A 19361-nucleotide genomic window follows, 5' to 3' on the forward strand; every position below is an offset into this window, starting at 1 on the left:
GGAGAGACAATGAATTTGGCACAACAAATCGACTGGGAGAAGATGGAAGGATTAATTCCTGTTATCACTCAAGAGGTCTCAACCAATGAAGTGTTAATGCTTGCATACATGGACAAAGAAGCATTAGAATTAACACTTCGTACAAAACTTGCTCACTATTTTAGTCGAAGTAAACAAAGAATTTGGAAAAAGGGTGAAAGCTCTGGTCATATTCAAAGCGTAGAGAACATATTGATTGATTGCGATAACGACACCCTTTTACTGAAAGTTAAACAAGAGGGAGTAGCTTGTCATACAGGACGAAAAAGCTGTTTTTTCCGTGATTTACAAACCAATGAAGAACTTCATGCGGTAGAGGTAGATACCACATTAAGCTATGGCATTATTGATACCTTATATCACACCATTTGCGAACGAAAAAATGATGACCCAACGAAATCATACACCTCTGCTTTATTAAATGGTAAACAAAACTCAATGCTTAAAAAAATTGTTGAAGAAGCAGGAGAATTCACTTTTGCAGTTAAAGACCAAGATAAAGAGGAGATTGTCTATGAAGGAGCTGATTTGGTCTATCACTGTTTGGTTGCCTTAGCCAGTGAAAATATTAGTCCTGATCAAATCAAACAAGAGCTTGCACGACGTTTTGGTCTTTCAGGAATTGAAGAAAAAAACTCAAGAGTACAAAAGTAATCTTTTGTACTCTTAAGCTTCTAGCATTCGATTCTTCCTATACAAAAAATAAATCTCGGCTCTTTCTTAGCGCAACTAAGTTGCATTTAATGGAAAATTGCTATACTTTTTATTTACAAAGTATAACGAAAGGATTACAATGAGTAATTTATGCCAATATTGTTCAAAAAAAATACCCATTAATAAAGTCTTTTGTTCCAATACATGTAAAGAGAACTACTTTCAAATGCTGGCAATTAATCTGCCAAAACCTTTTTTAAAACGATTGTATTTCTTCTGTAATAAAGAACAAAAACAGTTAGAAATTAAAAAATTTGCCCAACGTCATCGTTGGGATGAAACACTGGTGGCTGAAAAAGCAGAACAACTGATTCGCCAATATTTTCTATAATTCTACTGTTTCTTTTTGTTTCGAATGAACCGTTTTACAATAAAACTTAACGCCATAAAAATGACTAATCCACTTAAAACAAATAGACCTATTTTTTCTAAATACATGACTCATCCTCCTGTTTAATACTCTTTACAACTATTATATCACAGGAAATGAAAAGATCTATTATTATTTTTTATTATAGATGATTTTCTCACCATTGTTATCAAAAAGGGGATATTTTTTCTCATTTTTCTTCATCTTTTCCACAATGGCTTCTTCCAAATCGATCTCATATGCCATACAAATTCGCAACAAATACACGGCAATATCTGCAATCTCTTCTTTTAAGTGCTCTTTTTTATCCCCGCTTAAATTTTCACTTTGCTCATGGCTAAGCCATTGAAATATTTCAACCAATTCTGCCGTTTCAACACTCAAAGCCATCGCCAAATTTTTGGGATTGTGGAACTTATCCCAATCTCGTTGTTTTGAGAACTCTTTGATGATGTTGTGAATTTTTTCCATATTCATTGAAAAACTCCTTCAGTTTAATTTTTCAAACTCATTGATAATATCATCAATATTTTCACACCCTACTGAAACACGCAATAAATCCATAGGCAGTTTATGCGCTTTTAAAAAAGCTTGCCCTTGTTGTGAAGTAATGCAATCATAATGTGCCAAATAGACATAGGGCATGAGCAGAGTAAACTCTGTACCCAAACTTGGTCCTTTTGCAAAATTCAATCTGTCATACACCTCTTGAAAAGGTTTTTTAAACGTCATAGAAATCAGACCACCAAAGGCATGTTCATTTTTCATTAACGCCATATAGTTTTTTGCACATGACGCTTGTTTTGAGTAATAAACACTCTCGATGAAATCTTTCTCTTTTAAATAATTCACCAATTTCTCACAATTTTGATTGATTTTTTCCATTCTTTGTTTATAAAAAGGAATTTCATATGCCAATCGTTGCATATCTTTGATATAAGGTTTATCACAATGTTTAAAGAACTCATTTCTACTGAAAGAAATTTTTGAGTTCTCATTGAGTATAAAACACCCCATAAGCACATCGGCATTTCCACAAGCAAACTTTGTCAAAGATTCTACAAAAATGTCCCCATAAGGCTTTAAATCAAGATTATGAGGGGTTGCTAATGTAGAGTCAATCACCAAAGGAATCTGATATTGCACACACAAAGCTTTTAAACGTATCAAATCTACTGTTTGAATGAGTGGATTAGTGGGTACTTCTGTGATAATGGCAGAGACACTGAACCCCTCTTGTTTTAAATAGTTTTCTAGAGCATCCAACTGGGCAATATCGTAAAAAATTTTGGTCTGAGTAAAGTGGTGTTTGACAATATTCATGGTATCCAAATACAACCAACCAAACTGCACTAAAATATTTCTGCCATTGGCCGCTTGAATTGTTTTTAACCCTTTTAAAACTGCATAAACAGAGTTCATTCCCGAAGGGGATAAACAGATATTCTCTTTAGGTTGTCCGTACGCTTGACTTAAATTTGCCAGAATGGTATCTTCGCTTGTTTTCGCTTCAGCTAAGTGCTCTTTGTGTTGGGTTGATATTAAATTGTTTTTAATCAGATAATCTTCGGCAAATCGTGAAGAGAGATTGCACCCCACATGCTGAATGAACATCAACACTTTTTGCAGTTGGCTTGTCTCTTTGAGCACCAATATTACCCCAAAAGGTTCATCTATTTCAAAAGGATTATGAATAAAATATTTATCACTGACAATTTTTACAGCTTTTTTAGAACTGAGCAACACCACTTCATAATTATTAGAAATGGTGTATTTCTTTTTTAAAAACTCTACCATCAATTTTAAATATGGATGCAGTATGAATCTGGGATAACCACTTTTTATCTTTTCATTAATGCCTTCAACTTGCTCTTCATAATCAATGACGTCTTGAAGTTTTGGCATTGAAACAGATACGGCATGAACATTATGTGGCGGTAAGGTTTCTCCACATGCTATTGGCTTAAAGAGGTGTTTTTGCATCTATTTTACAGCTTGTTTAATGTCTTCAATCAAATCTTCAACATTTTCTAATCCAATAGAAAAACGTACCGTTGCATCACTGATACCAATCGCAGCTAACTCCTCTTTGGAAAACGAAGCATGAGAAATTTTTGCAGGAATTTCAACTCTTGAATCGGGGCTTCCAAAAGAACACTTTTCACCAAATATGGTTGTTTTTTCGATGAACTGTTCTGCCAATTCAACTGAAATAAAATCAACCGTAAAAAGACCCGGAATATAGTTCATCTGTTCTTTTGCCAAAGCATATTGTGCATGATCTTCAAAGGCAGGGAAATTGACACTTCTAATGTAGCTTTGCTCTTTTAAATACGTTGCTATTGCATACGCAGACTTCTCATGCTCTTGCATTCTGATTTTAAGGGTTGGAATACCTAAAGAGATTAAAAAAACATCCATAGGGTTTTGACTTCGTCCATGTGCGTTGGCATAGTAGTGTATTTCATTGGCTAACTCTTGCGTTTTAGCAACAATGGCACCAGCGACAACACTGCCATGTCCTGAAATATATTTGGTTGTAGAAAAAAGTGAAAAATCGGCTCCCAAATCAAGCGGTTTTTGCGCCATAAAAGTTGCCAAAGAGTTGTCCACGGCAAAAAGTGCATTAAACTTTTTAGCAAGTTTACCCATGGCTTTTAAATCAATAATTTTAAGTCCTGGATTCGTCGGTGATTCACAAAGTACCAAATCAATGGCATGGTTTTTTAAAATCTCTTCACAATAATTCAAATCTAAGAAATCAGCAAAATGGACGGTAATATTATATTTTTCTTTGAATATTTTTAAAAGTCTGAATGTTCCACCGTAACAATCGGCTTCCACTAAAATATGAGAATGGGCTTTTAACACCGTTTCAAATAACAAAGCAACGGCAGCAATTCCAGTATGGGTACAAACACAACCTGATCCATTTTCTGCATAAGTAAAAAGATTTTCTAAAACTTCTCTGGTGGGATTATCGCTTCTGGTGTAGTCATAAATTTTATCGCCATTTTGTTTTTTTAAATCAAACGTTCCAGTGTTATAAATGGGGAAATGTGATGCGCCAAAAGGGTCTTTTGTTGTTGAAAATTCTTGAATATGAGAAAGCTGAGTTTCAATATGTTTGTCCATTATAAACCTAATAATTTTTTTTCTATTATAGCCAAGGATTTATAATTATTTGATATAAGAAAAATTAGGTCAGTTTATATTTTAGTAAAGTTAAAGACAACAGTTAATTTGATTAACTGTTGCCAAAGTTGTTAGTGACAACCACATCCGCCCTCTGATTTCTCTTGAGGTTTTGCTTTTCCAGCAGTTGAACAAGCACTTACTCCTGGAGGAGTTGTTGGTTGAATTTGAGCATTACTTACTCCCCCTTGTGCATTTACACCATCAATGTGATTGATAATGGCTTGTGCTGCTTGCATATATTTTTTAGCCGATACACTTTCTGGGAAATGATACACAATTGGTTTCCCCTCATCACCACCTTCTCTGATAGCGGGTTCAATTGGAATGTTCCCAATAACTTGGGTATCGTATGTTTTAGCCAATTCGTTACATGTTCCTTGCCCAAAAATATCCGATACGGTTTGACAATTAGGGCAGACAAAGCCACTCATGTTTTCGATAATTCCCGCAACTGGGATGTGTAACTTCTTAAACATGTCTAAGCTTCTTCTTGAATCGTCTAGCGCCACATGTTGTGGGGTAGTCACATTTACACCGCATGTTACGGGTACACTTTGAGCCAGAGTTAATTGAGCATCACCTGTTCCTGGAGGCATGTCAATAAACAGAACATCCAACTCTTCCCATAAAATATCTCTTAAAAGTTGTTCGATGGCTTTCATGATCATCGCACCTCTCCAGATAAGCGCTTGTCCCTCTTCCATGAGTGAACCCATTGACATAACATCAACACCATAGGCCTTAAATGGTTTGGCTTTATTTCCAACAACTTCAACTTCAAGTCCTTGTAAACCCATCATACGTGGAATATTTGGTCCATAAATGTCGGCATCTAATATACCCACTCTTTTCCCTTGCATGGCAGCTGCAATGGCAAGATTCACGGTAGTCGTTGATTTACCAACTCCCCCTTTCCCTGAACTGACCATCACAAAGTTTTTAATTTGTGGTGCCACATTTTTACCACTTACTGAGTTGCTTTGTTGTTTTGGTGCTTCGGGTTTTTTCAGTTGAATATGGACAGTTTTTAGACCAATTTTTCCTAACACTGTTTTAATATCTTCATTTAATTTTGCCTCTACCTCAGCAGCGCTTGAGGTAATTTCTAAATGAACAATACACTCGTCGTTATTCAGTTCAATATCTTTTACAAAACCAAAATCCATGATTGATTTTGTAAATCCTGGATATAAAACATTTTGTAATTCATTTTTAATATCAACTACTGTTGCCATATGATATTCCTTATTAATTTTAAATTTTTTTGTATTATAATTAAAATAGGATAATTTTAGTCTTAATTAGCTTAATTAATTAAAACGATTTTTAAATTACTCTGCTTTAAGGGTGCCATTATAATACAAAAAGATTTATTTTACAAATAAAAAAAGGCTCAGTTAAACAACTGAGCCTTTTTCATAAACCAAGTGAAACGCTATTTGCTTCCCATGGTTACAGGATGTGCTTCCACGATTTGTTGTGTAATTTTGTATGAACAAAATTTTGGTCCACACATAGAACAAAACTCGGCTTCTTTAAATACATCTTGAGGAAGGGTTTCATCGTGGTACTCTTTTGCTCGGTCTGGATCTAAACATAACTCAAATTGTCGGTTCCAATCAAAGCCGTATCGTGCATCTGACATCTCGTCATCAATTTTTCTGGCATCTTTTCGACCTCGTGCAATGTCCGCTGAGTGTGCTGCAATTTTATAAGCAATAATTCCAACTCGAACATCTTCTGCGTTAGGTAACCCTAAGTGCTCTTTTGGTGTTACATAACATAACATAGAAGCTCCATGCCATCCACCTACAGCTGCACCAATAGCAGAACTGATATGATCATATCCAGCTGCAATATCTGTGGTCAATGGTCCTAAAATATAAAACGGTGCTTCATGGCAATACTCTCGCTCAATTTTCATGTTTCTTTCAACTTGATTTAAAGGCACATGTCCAGGTCCTTCAATCATGACTTGAACATCTTTTTCCCATGCTCTTAACGTTAATTCACCCAAAATTTTTAACTCACTTAATTGCGCTTCATCGGAAGCATCTGCCAAACAACCTGGTCTGAGTGAATCCCCTAAGGAAAGCGATACATCATATTTTCTACAAATATCTAAAATCTCTTCATAGGCATCAAAGAAAGGATTCTCTTTGTGATAGTGCATCATCCAAGATGCCATTAGGGAACCACCTCTTGAAACAATTCCCATTTTTCTTTTTGCTACATGGGGCATAAACTGCAGTAAAAATCCTGCATGAATGGTAAAGTAACTTACTCCCTGTTGTGCTTGTTTTTCAAGTGTTTTAAGCATGGCTTCAATGGTTAAGTTGTTAATGTCATTACCACAATCATGAATGATTTGATAAATGGGTACCGTTCCAATAGGTACCGTTGAGTGTGCAATGACAGCTTCTCGAATGGCATCCAAATCACCACCTGTACTTAAATCCATGATAGTATCTGCACCATATTTTAAACTGACATCGACTTTTTCAACTTCACCTGCAATATCCGAAGCCAAAGCAGAAGAACCAATATTGGCATTGATTTTACAACTCGATGCAATTCCAATGGCCATTGGTTTTAAATTTCTGTGATTTACGTTTGCAGGAATAATCAATCTTCCTCTGGCAATTTCACTTCTTACAAATTCAGGATCTAAATTTTCAACTTTTGCAACATATTCCATATCTGGCGTAATCATACCTCTTTTAGCATAATACATTTGTGTTCTAACTTCATCATTTTTATGATTATCTAACCAATCTCTCATAATATATTCCTATTTAAATTTTCAAAAATTATAGCAGATTTTTATTAGAAAACCTTAATGATTCAAACTAAATTTACTTTATTAAGTATCCCATTTTCTCTTCAGAAGCTCCTAAAAATGCCACTGTTTGTATATTATTGTTTTAAAATTAAATCTATAAATTAACTTTTACTCAGAGTTAAAATTAAGCTATAATTCAATATACTTTGTAACTTTTCTACACAAAGGAGTATTTTTGAGTAACATTACACTTGTAATGCTATGTGCAGGCTCTTCAAGTCGCTTTGGATTAAAAACCAAGAAACAATGGTTACGAACAGGTCACCAACCCTTATGGTTATATGTAACACAACAATTGTCTTCTTTTTATAATTTCAGCAAAATAATTGTCGTCTCTTCACAGCATGAATTAAATTATATGCGTAATTTTACAGATACTGTTCTGTTTGTTACTGGGGGCAATACCCGACAAGAATCCATGAAAAATGCCTTAGAAAATGTAGATACTCCTTATGTGATGTTCACCGATGTGGCGCGTGCTTGTATTCCCAATGAGATGCTAAACGAAATTGTAAAAAACAAAGGGAATGCGGATTGCATTGTTCCTTATTTAAGTATCAGTGATACAGTAGTTTATCATGAAGAAACAATTAACCGAGATGATGTAAAAATCATACAAACACCTCAATTATCTGATACTTTAAAATTAAAAAAAGCGTTACAAAGCGATATTGATTTTACCGATGACAGTTCAGCCATTAAAGCCATGGGGGGAACAGTATTGTATGTAAAAGGTCATGTGAATGCAAAAAAACTGACGTTTGATCATGATTTAAAAGAGATCAGCTGTTTAAAAGCTCCTGCTTCAGAGTGTTTTACGGGAACAGGGTTTGATATACACCCTTTTGAACCCAACAAGCCGATGGTCTTAGGTGGTGTGAAAATAGCTGTTCCTTATGGATTTAAAGCGCACAGCGATGGAGATGTACTCATACATTCACTCATCGATGCGCTTTTGGGTGCTTGTGGTGCAGGAGATATTGGTGAATTTTTTCCCGATACAAATATGGAATATGCCAATATTGATTCAACCCTTTTATTGACAAATATTGTTGATTTTATTTGTGGAGTGGGTTACAAAATTGTCAATGTGGATGTTACCATCATTGCACAACAACCCAAAATCAATCCCTATAAGAGTGACATAAAAACAAACATTGCAACTTTGCTTGGTATTGAAAAACCATTTGTTAATATCAAAGCAACCACAGCAGAAAAACTTGGTTTTATTGGAAGAGAAGAGGGCGTTGCTGTACAAAGTTCTGCGACACTCAGATATTATGATTGGAAGAATGAATGAATATATTAATAATAGAAAACGAAGTTTACTTAGCACAAAAAGTTGTGTCACGATTGTTGGATGATGGTCACTCATGTGTCTATGCAGAGGGTCCAAATGCGGTACCTGATTCAATCGATTTTGATACGGTTTTACTTTCAACCTCTATGCCAAGTCTTAACTACAATGAAATTATTAAAAAATTTGAACACTCTATTGTTATTCTTCTTGTTTCATACATCAGTGATGAAACGGTAACTGACCCAATTAAAGCAGGTGCAAAAGATTATATTATGAAGCCTTTCATCATGGATGAGCTTTTACGAAAAATTTACCACTTCAAAGATTGTCGACAACTCAAACAAGAGCTTCAAACCATGAGAAACTATTTGGACTTTATCTTCAGAGATATTGATTTAAGCGAATCAAATGTAGTGGTTGAATTGCCCCTTCTTATTGAAACCAATTCACAAAAATGTGTTGATAAAATTGCCTTTGAGTTCTCTTATAAACTCAATTTACCCATTAAGTTTATTTCACTTGCTAAAGACAATTGGCAAAAAGAGATTCAAGCAAATAAAAACAAAGAGTTACTTTATTTAACCGATTATCACACTTTAAAAAAATCATCAAAAGATAATCTAAATGCCCTCATTGAAACAAAAAAATGTTTGATTTGTTCTTTAGAGTCTGAAAATGAATTCCCATATAATAAAACAAGAGTTAAAAAAACGGATATGGTAGTCATTAACGATAACATCATGACCATTAATGATTATGTTAAGTTGATGGTTGTCTCTTTCCAAGGAAAATATCCCGATACCGAATTATCCAAAAAACTGGGGATTTCAAGAAAATCACTTTGGGAAAAACGAAAAAAACTCAATATTGAAAAGAAAAAATAAGGAACCCCTTTGAGAAAACTATTTTTAACACTTTTTTACACAGGATTAAGTCCAAAAGCACCCGGAACAGTTGGAAGCTTATTGGCGTTAATTTTAGGTCTTGGTTTACTGCAATATATTTCAGTATCAAACCTTTTTATGCTTTCAATTCTAATTACCGTCATTGCTGTGAAACAAATAAACATCTACGAAAAAGAGATGGGCGTACATGATGGTAAAGAGATTGTAATTGATGAATTAGCTGGAATGTGGATTACCCTAAGTATTTGTGGGATTACCAACGAGAACATGCTTTACGTTGCGCCATTGGCGTTTTTATACTTCAGACTCTTTGATATTTGGAAACCTTCCATTATTGGAAGAATTGACAAAAACGTAGAAGGCGGTTGGGGTGTCATGGGCGATGATGTTATTGCTGGAATCGCAGCAGGTGTTGCCACCAGTGCAACGTACCAACTTTTGGTACAGTTTGTTTTATAACTTTACAGTTTAACTTCAGATAGGCTTGGAATATGGTCACTGTATGCTAACCAATCTTTATAATATAAAACTTTGAAAAGATGTCGTAAAAGAGTGTAGTGTTTTGTGGAAGGTCAAGGCGAAGTTTAGAATTTATGAGGAGCGTACACGCAAGTACGTGACGATTAAATTCTAAACTTCAACGAAAGAGTTGCGCAAAAAAGCTGCGCTATTTTACGATATCGGCGAATTGTTTGAAGATATATTTAGACTCATGCGGCCCTGGGCTCGCTTCTGGGTGATGTTGAACGGAAAAAATATTTTTATTGTTGTATTTTACCCCTTCAATGGTGTTATCAAACAGATTTATGTGTGTTACTTCTGCAATTTCCACGATCTTATCGGGTACATTGTAGTTGTGGTTTTGTGCTGTAATTTCTACAACTTTGGTCACTGGATTGGCTACAGGATGGTTACCACCATGTTGTCCAAATTTCAGTTTGTATGTATCATATCCATGTGCAATTGAGAGCATTTGGTGTCCTAAACAAATTGCAAAAATTGGGATATCTTTTGCAATTAATTTTTGAACCTCTTTTTTCTCATTTTTAAGTGTCAAGGGATCACCTGGTCCATTTGATAGAAAAATTCCACCAATTTCACCTGAATCAAATCGTGCAATTAAATCTTCGGCTTTAAAATTTGATGGTACAACTTCTACTTCAAGTCCCACTTGTACCAGTTCATTTAAAATATTTCTTTTTACACCAAAATCAATAACAATAACTTTTTTGTCGCTCATCATTGCTTTGTTGTATTCGAGTTTATCGTGGTTCCAAGCTCCAAATTTGTGGATATATGACTCTTTTGTTGAAACTTGTTCAATGTAATTAATATCTTCAATTCTTGGACTTTCCGCTAAAAGTTTTGCCAGCTCTTCTTTGGATGAAATTTCTGTTGAAGCTATCATCATCATAGCCCCTTCATCTCTTAGCATTTTAGTGATGTATCGAGTGTCAATATTACAAATACCCAAAACATTGTGCTCTTTTAAAAGTGAATCTAAATCGCCCTCTGCTCTAAAGTTTGAATATTCACTGTGATAATTTCGTACCAACACACCTTTACAATGTGCTGTTTTGCTCTCCATGTCATCTTTGTTGACACCTACATTTCCAATTTCTGGCATAGTAAATGTGATAAACTGTCCTGCATAACTTGGATCAGTAATAATTTCTTGGTAACCGGTTAATGATGTATTAAATACAATTTCACCAACACTTGTACCCGTTGCACCAAATGAATTTGCTTCTAAAAACGTACCGTTTTCTAAATATATCCATACATTTTGCATATTACATTAAACCTCTTTTTATTAATTCTTCTTCATACAATCTTTGATAAATCAAATCATAATCCTCAGTTCCTGGTATTAACTTTCTTTTATAACTTTTAATTTTTTGAAAAACCGCATCGTCTGCCTCTTCAAAACCTTTTAAAAACTCATCAATAGAAGCAAAAATTACGTTTTTTACTTGATTATCTGAAACCGTATAGTGGATAAAATCCTCTTCCCATAAATAATCTAAAACTTGGTGCGCAATGTCAGTATATCTGTCTTCATTATTTAAAATCACACCGGCTTCATTTGCCATTCTTTTTTTCGCCATCCAAAAAAGTTGTTTATAATCGGCATTATAAAACTCAATGTTCTCTTCTTGCTCTTTAAGCATGGCATCCACTTTTTCGTCTAAGTCCAACTCTTTATCAATATCCGCATCTAAGATTCTTTCAATCTCTTTTGCAATACTCTCTTTCGTCTTTCTGATCTCAACAAACGGACAATTTACCAGATCTCTTGCAATTCTTCTTGCAATATATGCAGTATGATGTAACTTCATTTTCATATTATTATCCTCTTATTATTGTATCGTCTCTTTCTGGTGATGTTGAAACAATCCCAACTTTCACACCAGTTACCTCTTCTATTGTGTTAATATATTTTTTTGCATTTTCTGGCAGTGCATCGAATTCTCTGATTCCAACAACACTTTCCCACCCATCAATCTCTTTATAGACAGCTTTTGCTGTCTCTAAAGCCGTTGGTACATAATCAATGATTTGACCATCAACTTCATATGCAACACACACTTTAATTTTAGCAAAACCATCCAAAACATCCAGTTTCATGAGTGCCAATTGGTCACAACCATTAAGTCGTGAAGCGTGTTTAACGGCAACCGCATCAAACCAACCACATCTTCTTCTTCGACCAGTAGTTGTTCCATACTCTTTCCCAACCTCAGCCATGATGTCACCTTCTTTTCCAAAGTCTTCACTTGGGAAAGGTCCATTACCCACTCTCGTACAATATGCTTTGGTAATTCCAGTTACAATTCCAATATCTTTTGGATTGATTCCCAACCCCGTACATGCTCCTGCACTTACCGTACTTGAAGAGGTTACATAAGGATAGGTTCCATGGTCAATGTCCAACATAGTACCTTGCGCACCCTCAAGAAGAATTTTTTTGTTCTCATCAAGCGCTTTCCAAATCATGTTAGTAGTGTTCGTAACAAATGGAGACAACTCTTTACTGTACCCGTTTAACGTTTCAAGTAACTCTTGTGCTTTGGGTGTTTCAATTTCCAAAACATCAAAAATGGCTCTGTTTTGTTCAAAATTTTCAAGAATTTTATCACAAAGATTTTTAGGGTTAAGCAATTCACCTACTCGAAAACCCACTCTGTTTATTTTATCTGAATACGCAGGGCCAATTCCTTTTCCTGTTGTACCAATGGCATTAACACCTTTGAGTTTCTCTTTTGCTTGATCAATCAACGCATGATATGGCAAATTCAGGTGTGCTCTGTCTGAAATAAACAATCGCCCTTCTAAATGGCTGAATTGCTCCATCTCTTTGATCAATGATTCCGGAGAAAGAACCACTCCATTCCCAATAATATTAATTGCTTTTGGATTTAAAATACCAGAAGGCACTAAATGCAGAGCATATCGTACACCATCAACCCAAATAGTATGTCCTGCATTGTGTCCACCTTGACTTCTGCATACCACATCATACTGTTGAGCCAGCATATCAACAATCTTACCTTTACCTTCATCACCCCACTGAATACCTACGATTACATCTGCTTTCATTTTAATCCTCTAGAACTTTTAATAAATTGTCTGAATAAAGTGCAAAACCTAAAGAGTTCATCCCTTCACTTTTATAGCTTCCACCATTACATAAAACTAAATTTTTCTCAATCACTCTGTAATAAATATCATCATAATATTTCATACAACCATAATACAATGGCGAAATGACAATATTTGAATACTCAATTTTTAAGACGGTATGTAACAGTTTTTCCAATTCAGTTTTAACACTTTTGGGTGCAAAATCAATTGCACTTTTTAAATCTTCAACACTTTTAACTCGAAGGAGTCTATTTAACCACTCAACTTTGAGTTCAAACAGTGCTGCAATTTCACCTTTTTTAAATAACTCAATATCAATATTTAACTCTTGTGTCACCACTTTAGGAATATTGATATTTGAAATTTGTAAAATGGGTTCAATCTTTAACTCTTTTAAAATATCAGCGGTTAAGCTGATAATATCACCAATGTTGTCATGATCAATCCATTCGCACCCTATTTGATAATCTTCATTTGAAGGGTAAGTAAACACCGGTTGAATATAAAACCATTTTTTGTGCGTTGTTGTTCGCCCCAACCTTTTGGTAATAATTCTGACCACATCCAGTGTTGAATCGGCTCTTAACGCCACTTGCTCATTTTGCTCATCCGAAATCGTAATGAGTTTTCTTTCATTTTCTATACTTTGATGTTGTGAATACGAAAAATTCGGCGTAATAACTTCTTCAAAACCGCTCTCATAAAAGAACTGACTGACTTTTGTCTCTAATTCTCTTTTTTTCTTCGCTGTTTTTCCAAAGTATAAACGACTTCCTTTTGGTATTTCATGTTCAAAAATCATCAGTTACCTTTAAACATATTTTGTGCAAATACTTTATTTGCTGTTCCGTCAAAAGTTCGTAAACCCAAATCTTGAAGGGTTAATTCAACGGCATTGACTGCCCAAGAAGCCTCAAAATCTTCCACCAATCCCATGTGATTGATTCTGAAAATCTTACCTTTTAAGTCATCTTGCCCACCCGCAATGTTTACATTGTACTTGTTTTTTAGGATTTTTCTGATTTCATCCGCTTTTTCTGTAAAAATTGTGGTCATTGCAAGTGCAGGAGTTTTTGGATAAATCTCCAAATCAATTGCTTTAAGTGCCTCTTGCGTAGCAAGAGCTCTTTTGCTTGTTTGAGTATAAAGCACTTCAAACCCATCTTCTTTAATTTTGGTTAAAACCGCTTTTAATCCAATAATCAAAGTTGTTGCAGCTGTCCAAGCTGTGGTATTGGTTCGTTGTTTTTTAATTTCAGTTGCCAAATTTAAATAATATCCAAATGGTTTTTTATTGATTTTTTCAACCGCTTCATTGCCTAAACCAATCATTGCCAGTCCAGGAGGAAGCATCAACGCTTTTTGACTCCCCGTAATGACTGCATCTAAATGGGTGGTATCAATTTTTTCAACTCCAATGGCAGTAATTCCGTCAGCCACAATGGTAATATCTTTATTGATTTTTTTAACCGCTTGAGCAATGGCTTCAACTGGATGTCTTAATCCACCCGCACTTTCACATATTTGAATAAAAATGGCGTCAATTGAACTGTCTGCTTTGATCGCATTAACAACCTCATCCACACTTACAGGGGTATTCCACTCATGTTGAATTTCAGTGTAATCAATCTTGAAAGCTTGAGCAATTTTTCCAAATCTTTCACCAAATTTTCCTGAGTTGATTGTCAAGGCTTTTTGATGACAAAGGTTAGTCACACAAGCTTCCATTGCACCTGTACCACTTGATGCCAACATAACGACTTCTGGCATATCAAAAATTTCTATTAATAATTCTCTTGTTTGAGCGAAAATCTTTTCAAATTCTGGAGTTCTATGATGTATTGTAATATCCGACATTGCTGTTCTAACAAATTCTGGGACAGGAGTTGGCCCTGGCGTTAATAACATATATAATCCTTTTCTCTTTTTAGTAAAACGGGATATTTTATCGAAAAATAAATTATGAAAAGGTTAAGCAATTTGATTGAAAGAAAAGGGACGGTGATTTTATAAAAAAGAGTAGGAGCAAAATCAAAAAAACAGATACTTTACTGTTTTTTTGATTTATTATACAAAAGACTAAATGTACTCAACGCCTTTAGCGCCAGCTGCGATTTCACCAATGACATAACCATCAGTTGAAGCTAAAATGGCATCCACATTTGAAGGGTTCACCACAAGAATCATTCCCACACCCATATTGAATGTTCGGAACATCTCTTCTTGCTCTACGTGCTCTCCCATGAGTTGAAAAATAGGTAATACTTTTATTGCATCTCTTTTGATAACGGCTTTGAAATTATCCGGTAAAACTCGTGGTAAATTTTCTGTAATCCCACCACCTGTAATATGTGCCAAGGCATTAATTTTCTCTTTATTGGCTTTAAACTCTTTGACATAAATTCGTGTTGGTTCAAGAAGAACATCAATAAGTTTTTTTCCATTAAAATCATCTTCAAATTTCATTCCCAGTTTTTCTAACAGCAGTTTTCTCACCAATGAAAAACCATTTGAGTGGATACCAGAACTTGGCAATGCGATGAGTTTATCCCCCGCATCAATTCTTTCAATTCGATTTAACTCTGATTTTTCTGCAATACCTACACAAAAACCAGCTAAGTCAAAATCGCCCTCTTTGTACATTCCTGGCATTTCTGCTGTTTCACCACCTACAAGTGCGCATTCACTTCGAATACACCCTTCGGCAATTCCTTTAACAACGGCTGTTGCTTCTTCAACTTCAAGTTTTGCTGTTGCATAATAGTCTAAAAAGAACAGTGGCTCTCCAAAATTACACAATAAATCATTGGTACACATTGCAACCAAATCAATACCCACTGTATCAAACTTTCTTGAATCAATCGCTAATTTTAGTTTTGTTCCAACACCATCTGTTCCTGAAAGTATTACGGGTTCTTTATACCCTTTTGGAAGTTCAAATGCACCCGCAAATGAACCAATCCCTCCCAATACACCAGGAATCATTGTTGATTTTACAAGGGGTTTAATATTTTCTACAAATTGATTTCCAGCATCGATATCAACGCCAGCATCTTTATAGCTTACTGTTGCCATTTTTTACCTTTAATATGTCACAAATACTCTTGTCGACTTTAAATTTACGTATAAATTTTCCAGCTAGTCGAATATTTTTATATACTTTAAAATTTTTTCGCTATTATAACAAAAAATTAATAAAAGATAAGGACTTACGATATGTCAAGTATAGAAAATAAAAATTTTGCTTTTAATGAAATGATGGTACATGTTCCTTTATGTACACATATAGAACCTAAAAATATTTTAATTGTAGGCAGTGTGGATGATGAATTTAAAGCCGAAGTTGCAAAACACAAAGTAAACGCCCAATATGGCGATACTTCAATTATTAATTCAAAAGATGAAAAAGATGTGGATGTTATTATTTTAAACAATACCAATATAGATGAAATGCTTTTAGCCAATATTCAAAGAGTTTTAAAAGATGACGGAATTTTAGCTTTTGAAACAGAAAGTTTTGGTAATGACGAAGCAAAATTGAAAGCCGATTTAGCCCTTGCTGGGCAAAACTTTTGGATAGCAATGCCTTTTAAATTTGGGCACAACACGTCAATTTTGGCCTCTAAAAAATACCATCCAACAGCAGATATTGTATTGCAAGTATCGGATTTGCTTGATGATGTAAACTACTATTCAACCGAAGTACACAGTGCCGCTTTTGTATTCCCTGCATATATTCACAGAAAATTAACAGGAATAGCAAAAAGATAATTTATATATAACATGTAGTATAATTGCGCATGAATAATGAAACATTTAAACACGCAATTGCTTTAACAGGTGGAATCGCAACGGGTAAAAGTACCGTTTGCAGCCTTTTAAAGCTGCATGGGTTTTTAACCATCGATGCGGATAAAATTGCTCACGCCTTACTGGATGCACACAGTTCTACCATTGCTTCGATGTTTGGTAAACAATATGTTCAAGACGGAAAAGTACTCAGAAAAGAGTTGGGTAAAATTATCTTCTCAAATGAAGCCAATAAACTCAAACTTGAAGCCTTTATTCACCCACTTATTCAAGAGACGATTGAAAAAGAAGCCGTCATTTTTGAAGCAGCAGGAAAACCTTATTTTATAGATATTCCGCTCTTTTTTGAAAAAATGCACTACCCTATTTCTAAATGTGTTGTTGTTTATACGCCAAAAGCGTTACAACTTAAACGATTGATGTCAAGAGATCAAATTTCACAAGAAGAAGCAGAACTTAAAATGTCAAACCAAATGGACATTGAAAAGAAAAAAGAGTTGGCCACTTTTGTAATTGATAATTCAACCACACTAAAAAACCTTCAAAATGAAGTCGAACGAGTAAAAGGAGAACTTTTATGACCTATACCAAATACAGTGCCAGTGGAAATGACTTTATCATTTTTCACACACTTAAAAGCGAAGACTATTCGCAAAAAGCCATTGAGCTTTGTAACCGAACCGAAGGAATTGGAGCAGATGGTTTAATTGTTTTAATTCCCCATAAAGAGTACGATTTTCAATGGCTTTTTTATAACAGCGATGGAAGCACTGCTTCCATGTGTGGAAACGGAACTCGTGCGTGTGCACACTATGCCTATACCAATCATTTGGCCCCAGCAAACTTAAACTTTTTAACGGGTGCGGGAAAAATAGGTTGTAGCGTTGTGGGCAATATTGTAGAAACCCAACTGACCAAACCCGTTGTTTTAAAAGAGTCCTTTGAAGAGCATGGTTTGACTTGGTGGTTAGGAGATACAGGGGTTCCTCACTTGGTGACGATTGTGGATGATTTGAATGTTTATGACAAAGAACTTTCACGACAGATGAGAATAAAACATAATGCCAACGTCAATTATGCCAAAATTGAAAATGGCAAAATTTATGTCCGAACCTATGAACGTGGTGTTGAAGATGAAACCTTGGCTTGCGGTACTGGAATGGCAGCTTGTTTTGTAAGAGCAAACAATTTAGGTCTTGTTGAAAATTGTACGCATGTCTATCCAAAAAGTAATGAAGAATTGACGTTGACACAACACAATGACACCCTTTTATTTAAAGGTGCTGTTAAAAAAGTGTTTACAACAACCATAGAATAAAAAATGAATCAACTTATCATAAAGGGAAAAAATGGAATTTAGTGCACCGTTAAAATCTGACTCAATTAAAATAATGCTTCTTGGAAGTGGTGAATTAGGGAAAGAAGTGATTATTGAAGCGCAAAGATTAGGTATTGAAACCGTTGCTGTGGACAGTTACAACAATGCCCCTGCTCATCTGGTTGCCAATAAAGCGTATACAATTAATATGAAAAACAAAGATGAAATCTTAGATGTAATTCGAAGAGAAAAACCAACCTATATATTGCCAGAGGTTGAAGCCATTAATATTCAAGCGCTTTTTGAAGCAGAACAAGAGGGATTTCACGTTATTCCAAATGCCGATGCCGTGAATAAAACCATGAATCGAAAAAACATTCGAGAGTTTGCCGCAGAGCAACTAAAAGTCAAAACGGGAAAATACGAATTTGTAACCACATTTGAAGGACTTCAAAAAGCCGCTTCTAATATGGGATTCCCTTGTGTCATTAAACCCGTAATGAGCAGTTCTGGTCATGGTCAAAGTGTGGCAAAAGCGGCAACAGATTTAGAAAAATCGTGGGAAATTGCCAAAGAAGCCAGAGGTGATGCCAGCGAATTAATCGTTGAAGAGTTTATTCGATTTGATTATGAAATCACGATGTTAACGGTCAGAAATGAAAAACAAACCGTTTTTTGTGAACCCATTGGACACATTCAACAAGATGGGGATTATATCTTCTCTTGGCAACCCATGAACATGAGTGAAACGGCAAAAGCAAAAGCTCAAGACATTGCAAAAACCGTAACCGATGGTTTGGGTGGACGAGGTATTTTTGGTGTTGAGATGTTTGTTAAAGGCGATGAAGTCTATTTCAGTGAAGTCAGCCCAAGACCACACGATACAGGAATGGTCACCATGATTACTCAAAGTCAAAGTGAATTTGCCCTACACGTACGAGCCGTGCTTGGGTTACCTTTGGATTATATTGATTATGGGTGTGGTGCAAGTGCTGCATATAAAGCCAAAGAGGATACCTTTAATCCTGTTGTGACAATCCAAGAGAGTGCTTTTGCAAAAAATTCTTTTGTGAGAGTGTTTGGGAAACCTCAAAGTCATGTTGGACGAAGAATGGCAGTGGCATTAACATTTGATAAAAACAGCAGTGAAGTGGCATTGGAAAATGCAAAAACAATCATTAAGAAATTCAGCGACAAATAAATTATAATAATAGTTTAAA

At 35.1% G+C, this 19361-nt stretch carries 20 protein-coding genes; 9 read left to right on the forward strand and 11 right to left on the reverse strand.

The genetic code is table 11. The features are described 5' to 3' along the window. The first annotated feature begins 9 nt into the window (after positions 1–9). On the forward strand, positions 10–693 hold the full coding sequence (hisIE, locus tag ACNI3C_RS03310) for a bifunctional phosphoribosyl-AMP cyclohydrolase/phosphoribosyl-ATP diphosphatase HisIE (RefSeq protein ID WP_419770827.1): 684 nt from the start codon (positions 10–12) through the stop codon (positions 691–693). Between the two features lie 139 nt (positions 694–832). Next, entirely contained in the window at positions 833–1084 is a 252-nt protein-coding gene (locus ACNI3C_RS03315; protein ID WP_419770828.1) for a hypothetical protein, read from the forward strand. A gap of 171 nt (positions 1085–1255) precedes the next feature. Here ACNI3C_RS03315 and ACNI3C_RS03320 read toward each other — a convergent pair whose 3' ends face one another. The 5 genes from ACNI3C_RS03320 to thiC all read right to left on the reverse strand — a co-directional run bounded on the left by ACNI3C_RS03320 (position 1256) and on the right by thiC (position 7103). Continuing rightward, positions 1256–1600, reverse strand: a complete 345-nt coding sequence (locus tag ACNI3C_RS03320) for a nucleotide pyrophosphohydrolase (protein WP_419770829.1) — start codon at positions 1598–1600, stop codon at positions 1256–1258. Positions 1601–1612: 12 nt separating this feature from the next. After that, positions 1613–3106: a PLP-dependent transferase gene (locus ACNI3C_RS03325; RefSeq protein WP_419770830.1), complete on the reverse strand. Its 1494-nt coding sequence runs from the start codon at positions 3104–3106 to the stop codon at positions 1613–1615. After that, the gene (locus ACNI3C_RS03330; protein WP_419770831.1) at positions 3107–4258 is read right to left on the reverse strand and encodes a trans-sulfuration enzyme family protein; all 1152 of its coding nucleotides are present in this window, start codon (positions 4256–4258) and stop codon (positions 3107–3109) included. Between the two features lie 131 nt (positions 4259–4389). Further along, positions 4390–5556 carry an Mrp/NBP35 family ATP-binding protein gene (locus tag ACNI3C_RS03335; protein ID WP_419770832.1) on the reverse strand — a complete coding sequence of 389 codons (1167 nt, stop codon included), beginning with the start codon at positions 5554–5556 and terminating at the stop codon, positions 4390–4392. Positions 5557–5756: 200 nt separating this feature from the next. Further along, positions 5757–7103 carry a phosphomethylpyrimidine synthase ThiC gene (gene thiC, locus ACNI3C_RS03340; RefSeq protein ID WP_419770833.1) on the reverse strand — a complete coding sequence of 449 codons (1347 nt, stop codon included), beginning with the start codon at positions 7101–7103 and terminating at the stop codon, positions 5757–5759. Between the two features lie 235 nt (positions 7104–7338). Between thiC and ACNI3C_RS03345 the strand changes: the two genes are divergently transcribed. From ACNI3C_RS03345 to ACNI3C_RS03355, 3 genes are read left to right on the forward strand one after another with little or no spacing between them, the layout of a single operon-like run. Continuing rightward, positions 7339–8463, forward strand: coding sequence for a bifunctional 2-C-methyl-D-erythritol 4-phosphate cytidylyltransferase/2-C-methyl-D-erythritol 2,4-cyclodiphosphate synthase (locus ACNI3C_RS03345; protein WP_419770834.1), 1125 nt, complete (start codon positions 7339–7341; stop codon positions 8461–8463). Further along, a complete protein-coding gene (locus ACNI3C_RS03350) occupies positions 8460–9347 on the forward strand; it encodes a DNA-binding transcriptional response regulator (RefSeq protein WP_419770835.1) in 888 nt (295 codons plus the stop codon). Before ACNI3C_RS03345 ends, ACNI3C_RS03350 begins: the two co-directional genes overlap by 4 nt. Positions 9348–9356: 9 nt before the next feature. Next, positions 9357–9827, forward strand: a complete 471-nt coding sequence (locus ACNI3C_RS03355) for a phosphatidylglycerophosphatase A family protein (protein ID WP_419770836.1) — start codon at positions 9357–9359, stop codon at positions 9825–9827. A gap of 208 nt (positions 9828–10035) precedes the next feature. Here ACNI3C_RS03355 and carA read toward each other — a convergent pair whose 3' ends face one another. The 6 genes from carA to purM form a co-directional block, all read right to left on the reverse strand. Beyond that, positions 10036–11160 carry a glutamine-hydrolyzing carbamoyl-phosphate synthase small subunit gene (gene carA, locus ACNI3C_RS03360; protein WP_419770837.1) on the reverse strand — a complete coding sequence of 375 codons (1125 nt, stop codon included), beginning with the start codon at positions 11158–11160 and terminating at the stop codon, positions 10036–10038. Position 11161: 1 nt separating this feature from the next. Then, positions 11162–11713: a DUF507 family protein gene (locus tag ACNI3C_RS03365; RefSeq protein WP_419770838.1), complete on the reverse strand. Its 552-nt coding sequence runs from the start codon at positions 11711–11713 to the stop codon at positions 11162–11164. Positions 11714–11717: 4 nt separating this feature from the next. Further along, complete coding sequence (locus ACNI3C_RS03370; protein ID WP_419770839.1) at positions 11718–12968, reverse strand: adenylosuccinate synthase; 1251 nt, start codon at positions 12966–12968, stop codon at positions 11718–11720. A 1-nt stretch (position 12969) separates the two neighbouring features. After that, entirely contained in the window at positions 12970–13815 is an 846-nt protein-coding gene (locus tag ACNI3C_RS03375; RefSeq protein ID WP_419770840.1) for an ATP phosphoribosyltransferase regulatory subunit, read from the reverse strand. Continuing rightward, the gene (locus tag ACNI3C_RS03380; RefSeq protein WP_419770841.1) at positions 13815–14921 is read right to left on the reverse strand and encodes a pyridoxal-phosphate-dependent aminotransferase family protein; all 1107 of its coding nucleotides are present in this window, start codon (positions 14919–14921) and stop codon (positions 13815–13817) included. Before ACNI3C_RS03380 ends, ACNI3C_RS03375 begins: the two co-directional genes overlap by 1 nt. Positions 14922–15092: 171 nt before the next feature. Continuing rightward, complete coding sequence (gene purM, locus ACNI3C_RS03385) at positions 15093–16088, reverse strand: phosphoribosylformylglycinamidine cyclo-ligase (RefSeq protein WP_419770842.1); 996 nt, start codon at positions 16086–16088, stop codon at positions 15093–15095. A gap of 141 nt (positions 16089–16229) precedes the next feature. Here purM and ACNI3C_RS03390 point away from each other — a divergent pair, with 141 nt between their 5' ends. Genes ACNI3C_RS03390 through purT form a run of 4 tightly spaced genes read left to right on the forward strand, consistent with a single transcriptional unit; the run spans position 16230 to position 19342 of the window. Next, positions 16230–16784: a spermine/spermidine synthase domain-containing protein gene (locus ACNI3C_RS03390; protein WP_419770843.1), complete on the forward strand. Its 555-nt coding sequence runs from the start codon at positions 16230–16232 to the stop codon at positions 16782–16784. A gap of 29 nt (positions 16785–16813) precedes the next feature. Continuing rightward, positions 16814–17404, forward strand: coding sequence for a dephospho-CoA kinase (coaE, locus tag ACNI3C_RS03395; protein WP_419770844.1), 591 nt, complete (start codon positions 16814–16816; stop codon positions 17402–17404). Further along, on the forward strand, positions 17401–18141 hold the full coding sequence (gene dapF / locus ACNI3C_RS03400; RefSeq protein ID WP_419770845.1) for a diaminopimelate epimerase: 741 nt from the start codon (positions 17401–17403) through the stop codon (positions 18139–18141). The genes coaE and dapF overlap by 4 nt, the downstream gene beginning before the upstream one ends. 31 nt (positions 18142–18172) lie before the next feature. Then, positions 18173–19342: a formate-dependent phosphoribosylglycinamide formyltransferase gene (gene purT / locus ACNI3C_RS03405; protein ID WP_419770846.1), complete on the forward strand. Its 1170-nt coding sequence runs from the start codon at positions 18173–18175 to the stop codon at positions 19340–19342. The last annotated feature ends 19 nt before the right edge of the window (positions 19343–19361 follow it).

Source organism: Marinarcus sediminis (SeqCode) (assembly GCF_048571275.1).
Lineage (GTDB): Bacteria > Campylobacterota > Campylobacteria > Campylobacterales > Arcobacteraceae > Marinarcus > Marinarcus sediminis.

Coding starts and splice junctions, on each gene's coding strand:
- hisIE (WP_419770827.1), top strand. CDS start 10: ATGAATTTGGCACAACAAATCGACTGGGAGAAGATGGAAGGATTAATT.
- ACNI3C_RS03315 (WP_419770828.1), top strand. CDS start 833: ATGAGTAATTTATGCCAATATTGTTCAAAAAAAATACCCATTAATAAA.
- ACNI3C_RS03320 (WP_419770829.1), bottom strand. CDS start 1,600: ATGAATATGGAAAAAATTCACAACATCATCAAAGAGTTCTCAAAACAA.
- ACNI3C_RS03325 (WP_419770830.1), bottom strand. CDS start 3,106: ATGCAAAAACACCTCTTTAAGCCAATAGCATGTGGAGAAACCTTACCG.
- ACNI3C_RS03330 (WP_419770831.1), bottom strand. CDS start 4,258: ATGGACAAACATATTGAAACTCAGCTTTCTCATATTCAAGAATTTTCA.
- ACNI3C_RS03335 (WP_419770832.1), bottom strand. CDS start 5,556: ATGGCAACAGTAGTTGATATTAAAAATGAATTACAAAATGTTTTATAT.
- thiC (WP_419770833.1), bottom strand. CDS start 7,103: ATGAGAGATTGGTTAGATAATCATAAAAATGATGAAGTTAGAACACAA.
- ACNI3C_RS03350 (WP_419770835.1), top strand. CDS start 8,460: ATGAATATATTAATAATAGAAAACGAAGTTTACTTAGCACAAAAAGTT.
- carA (WP_419770837.1), bottom strand. CDS start 11,160: ATGCAAAATGTATGGATATATTTAGAAAACGGTACGTTTTTAGAAGCA.
- ACNI3C_RS03365 (WP_419770838.1), bottom strand. CDS start 11,713: ATGAAAATGAAGTTACATCATACTGCATATATTGCAAGAAGAATTGCA.
- ACNI3C_RS03370 (WP_419770839.1), bottom strand. CDS start 12,968: ATGAAAGCAGATGTAATCGTAGGTATTCAGTGGGGTGATGAAGGTAAA.
- ACNI3C_RS03375 (WP_419770840.1), bottom strand. CDS start 13,815: ATGATTTTTGAACATGAAATACCAAAAGGAAGTCGTTTATACTTTGGA.
- ACNI3C_RS03380 (WP_419770841.1), bottom strand. CDS start 14,921: ATGTTATTAACGCCAGGGCCAACTCCTGTCCCAGAATTTGTTAGAACA.
- purM (WP_419770842.1), bottom strand. CDS start 16,088: ATGGCAACAGTAAGCTATAAAGATGCTGGCGTTGATATCGATGCTGGA.
- ACNI3C_RS03390 (WP_419770843.1), top strand. CDS start 16,230: ATGTCAAGTATAGAAAATAAAAATTTTGCTTTTAATGAAATGATGGTA.
- coaE (WP_419770844.1), top strand. CDS start 16,814: ATGAATAATGAAACATTTAAACACGCAATTGCTTTAACAGGTGGAATC.
- dapF (WP_419770845.1), top strand. CDS start 17,401: ATGACCTATACCAAATACAGTGCCAGTGGAAATGACTTTATCATTTTT.
- purT (WP_419770846.1), top strand. CDS start 18,173: ATGGAATTTAGTGCACCGTTAAAATCTGACTCAATTAAAATAATGCTT.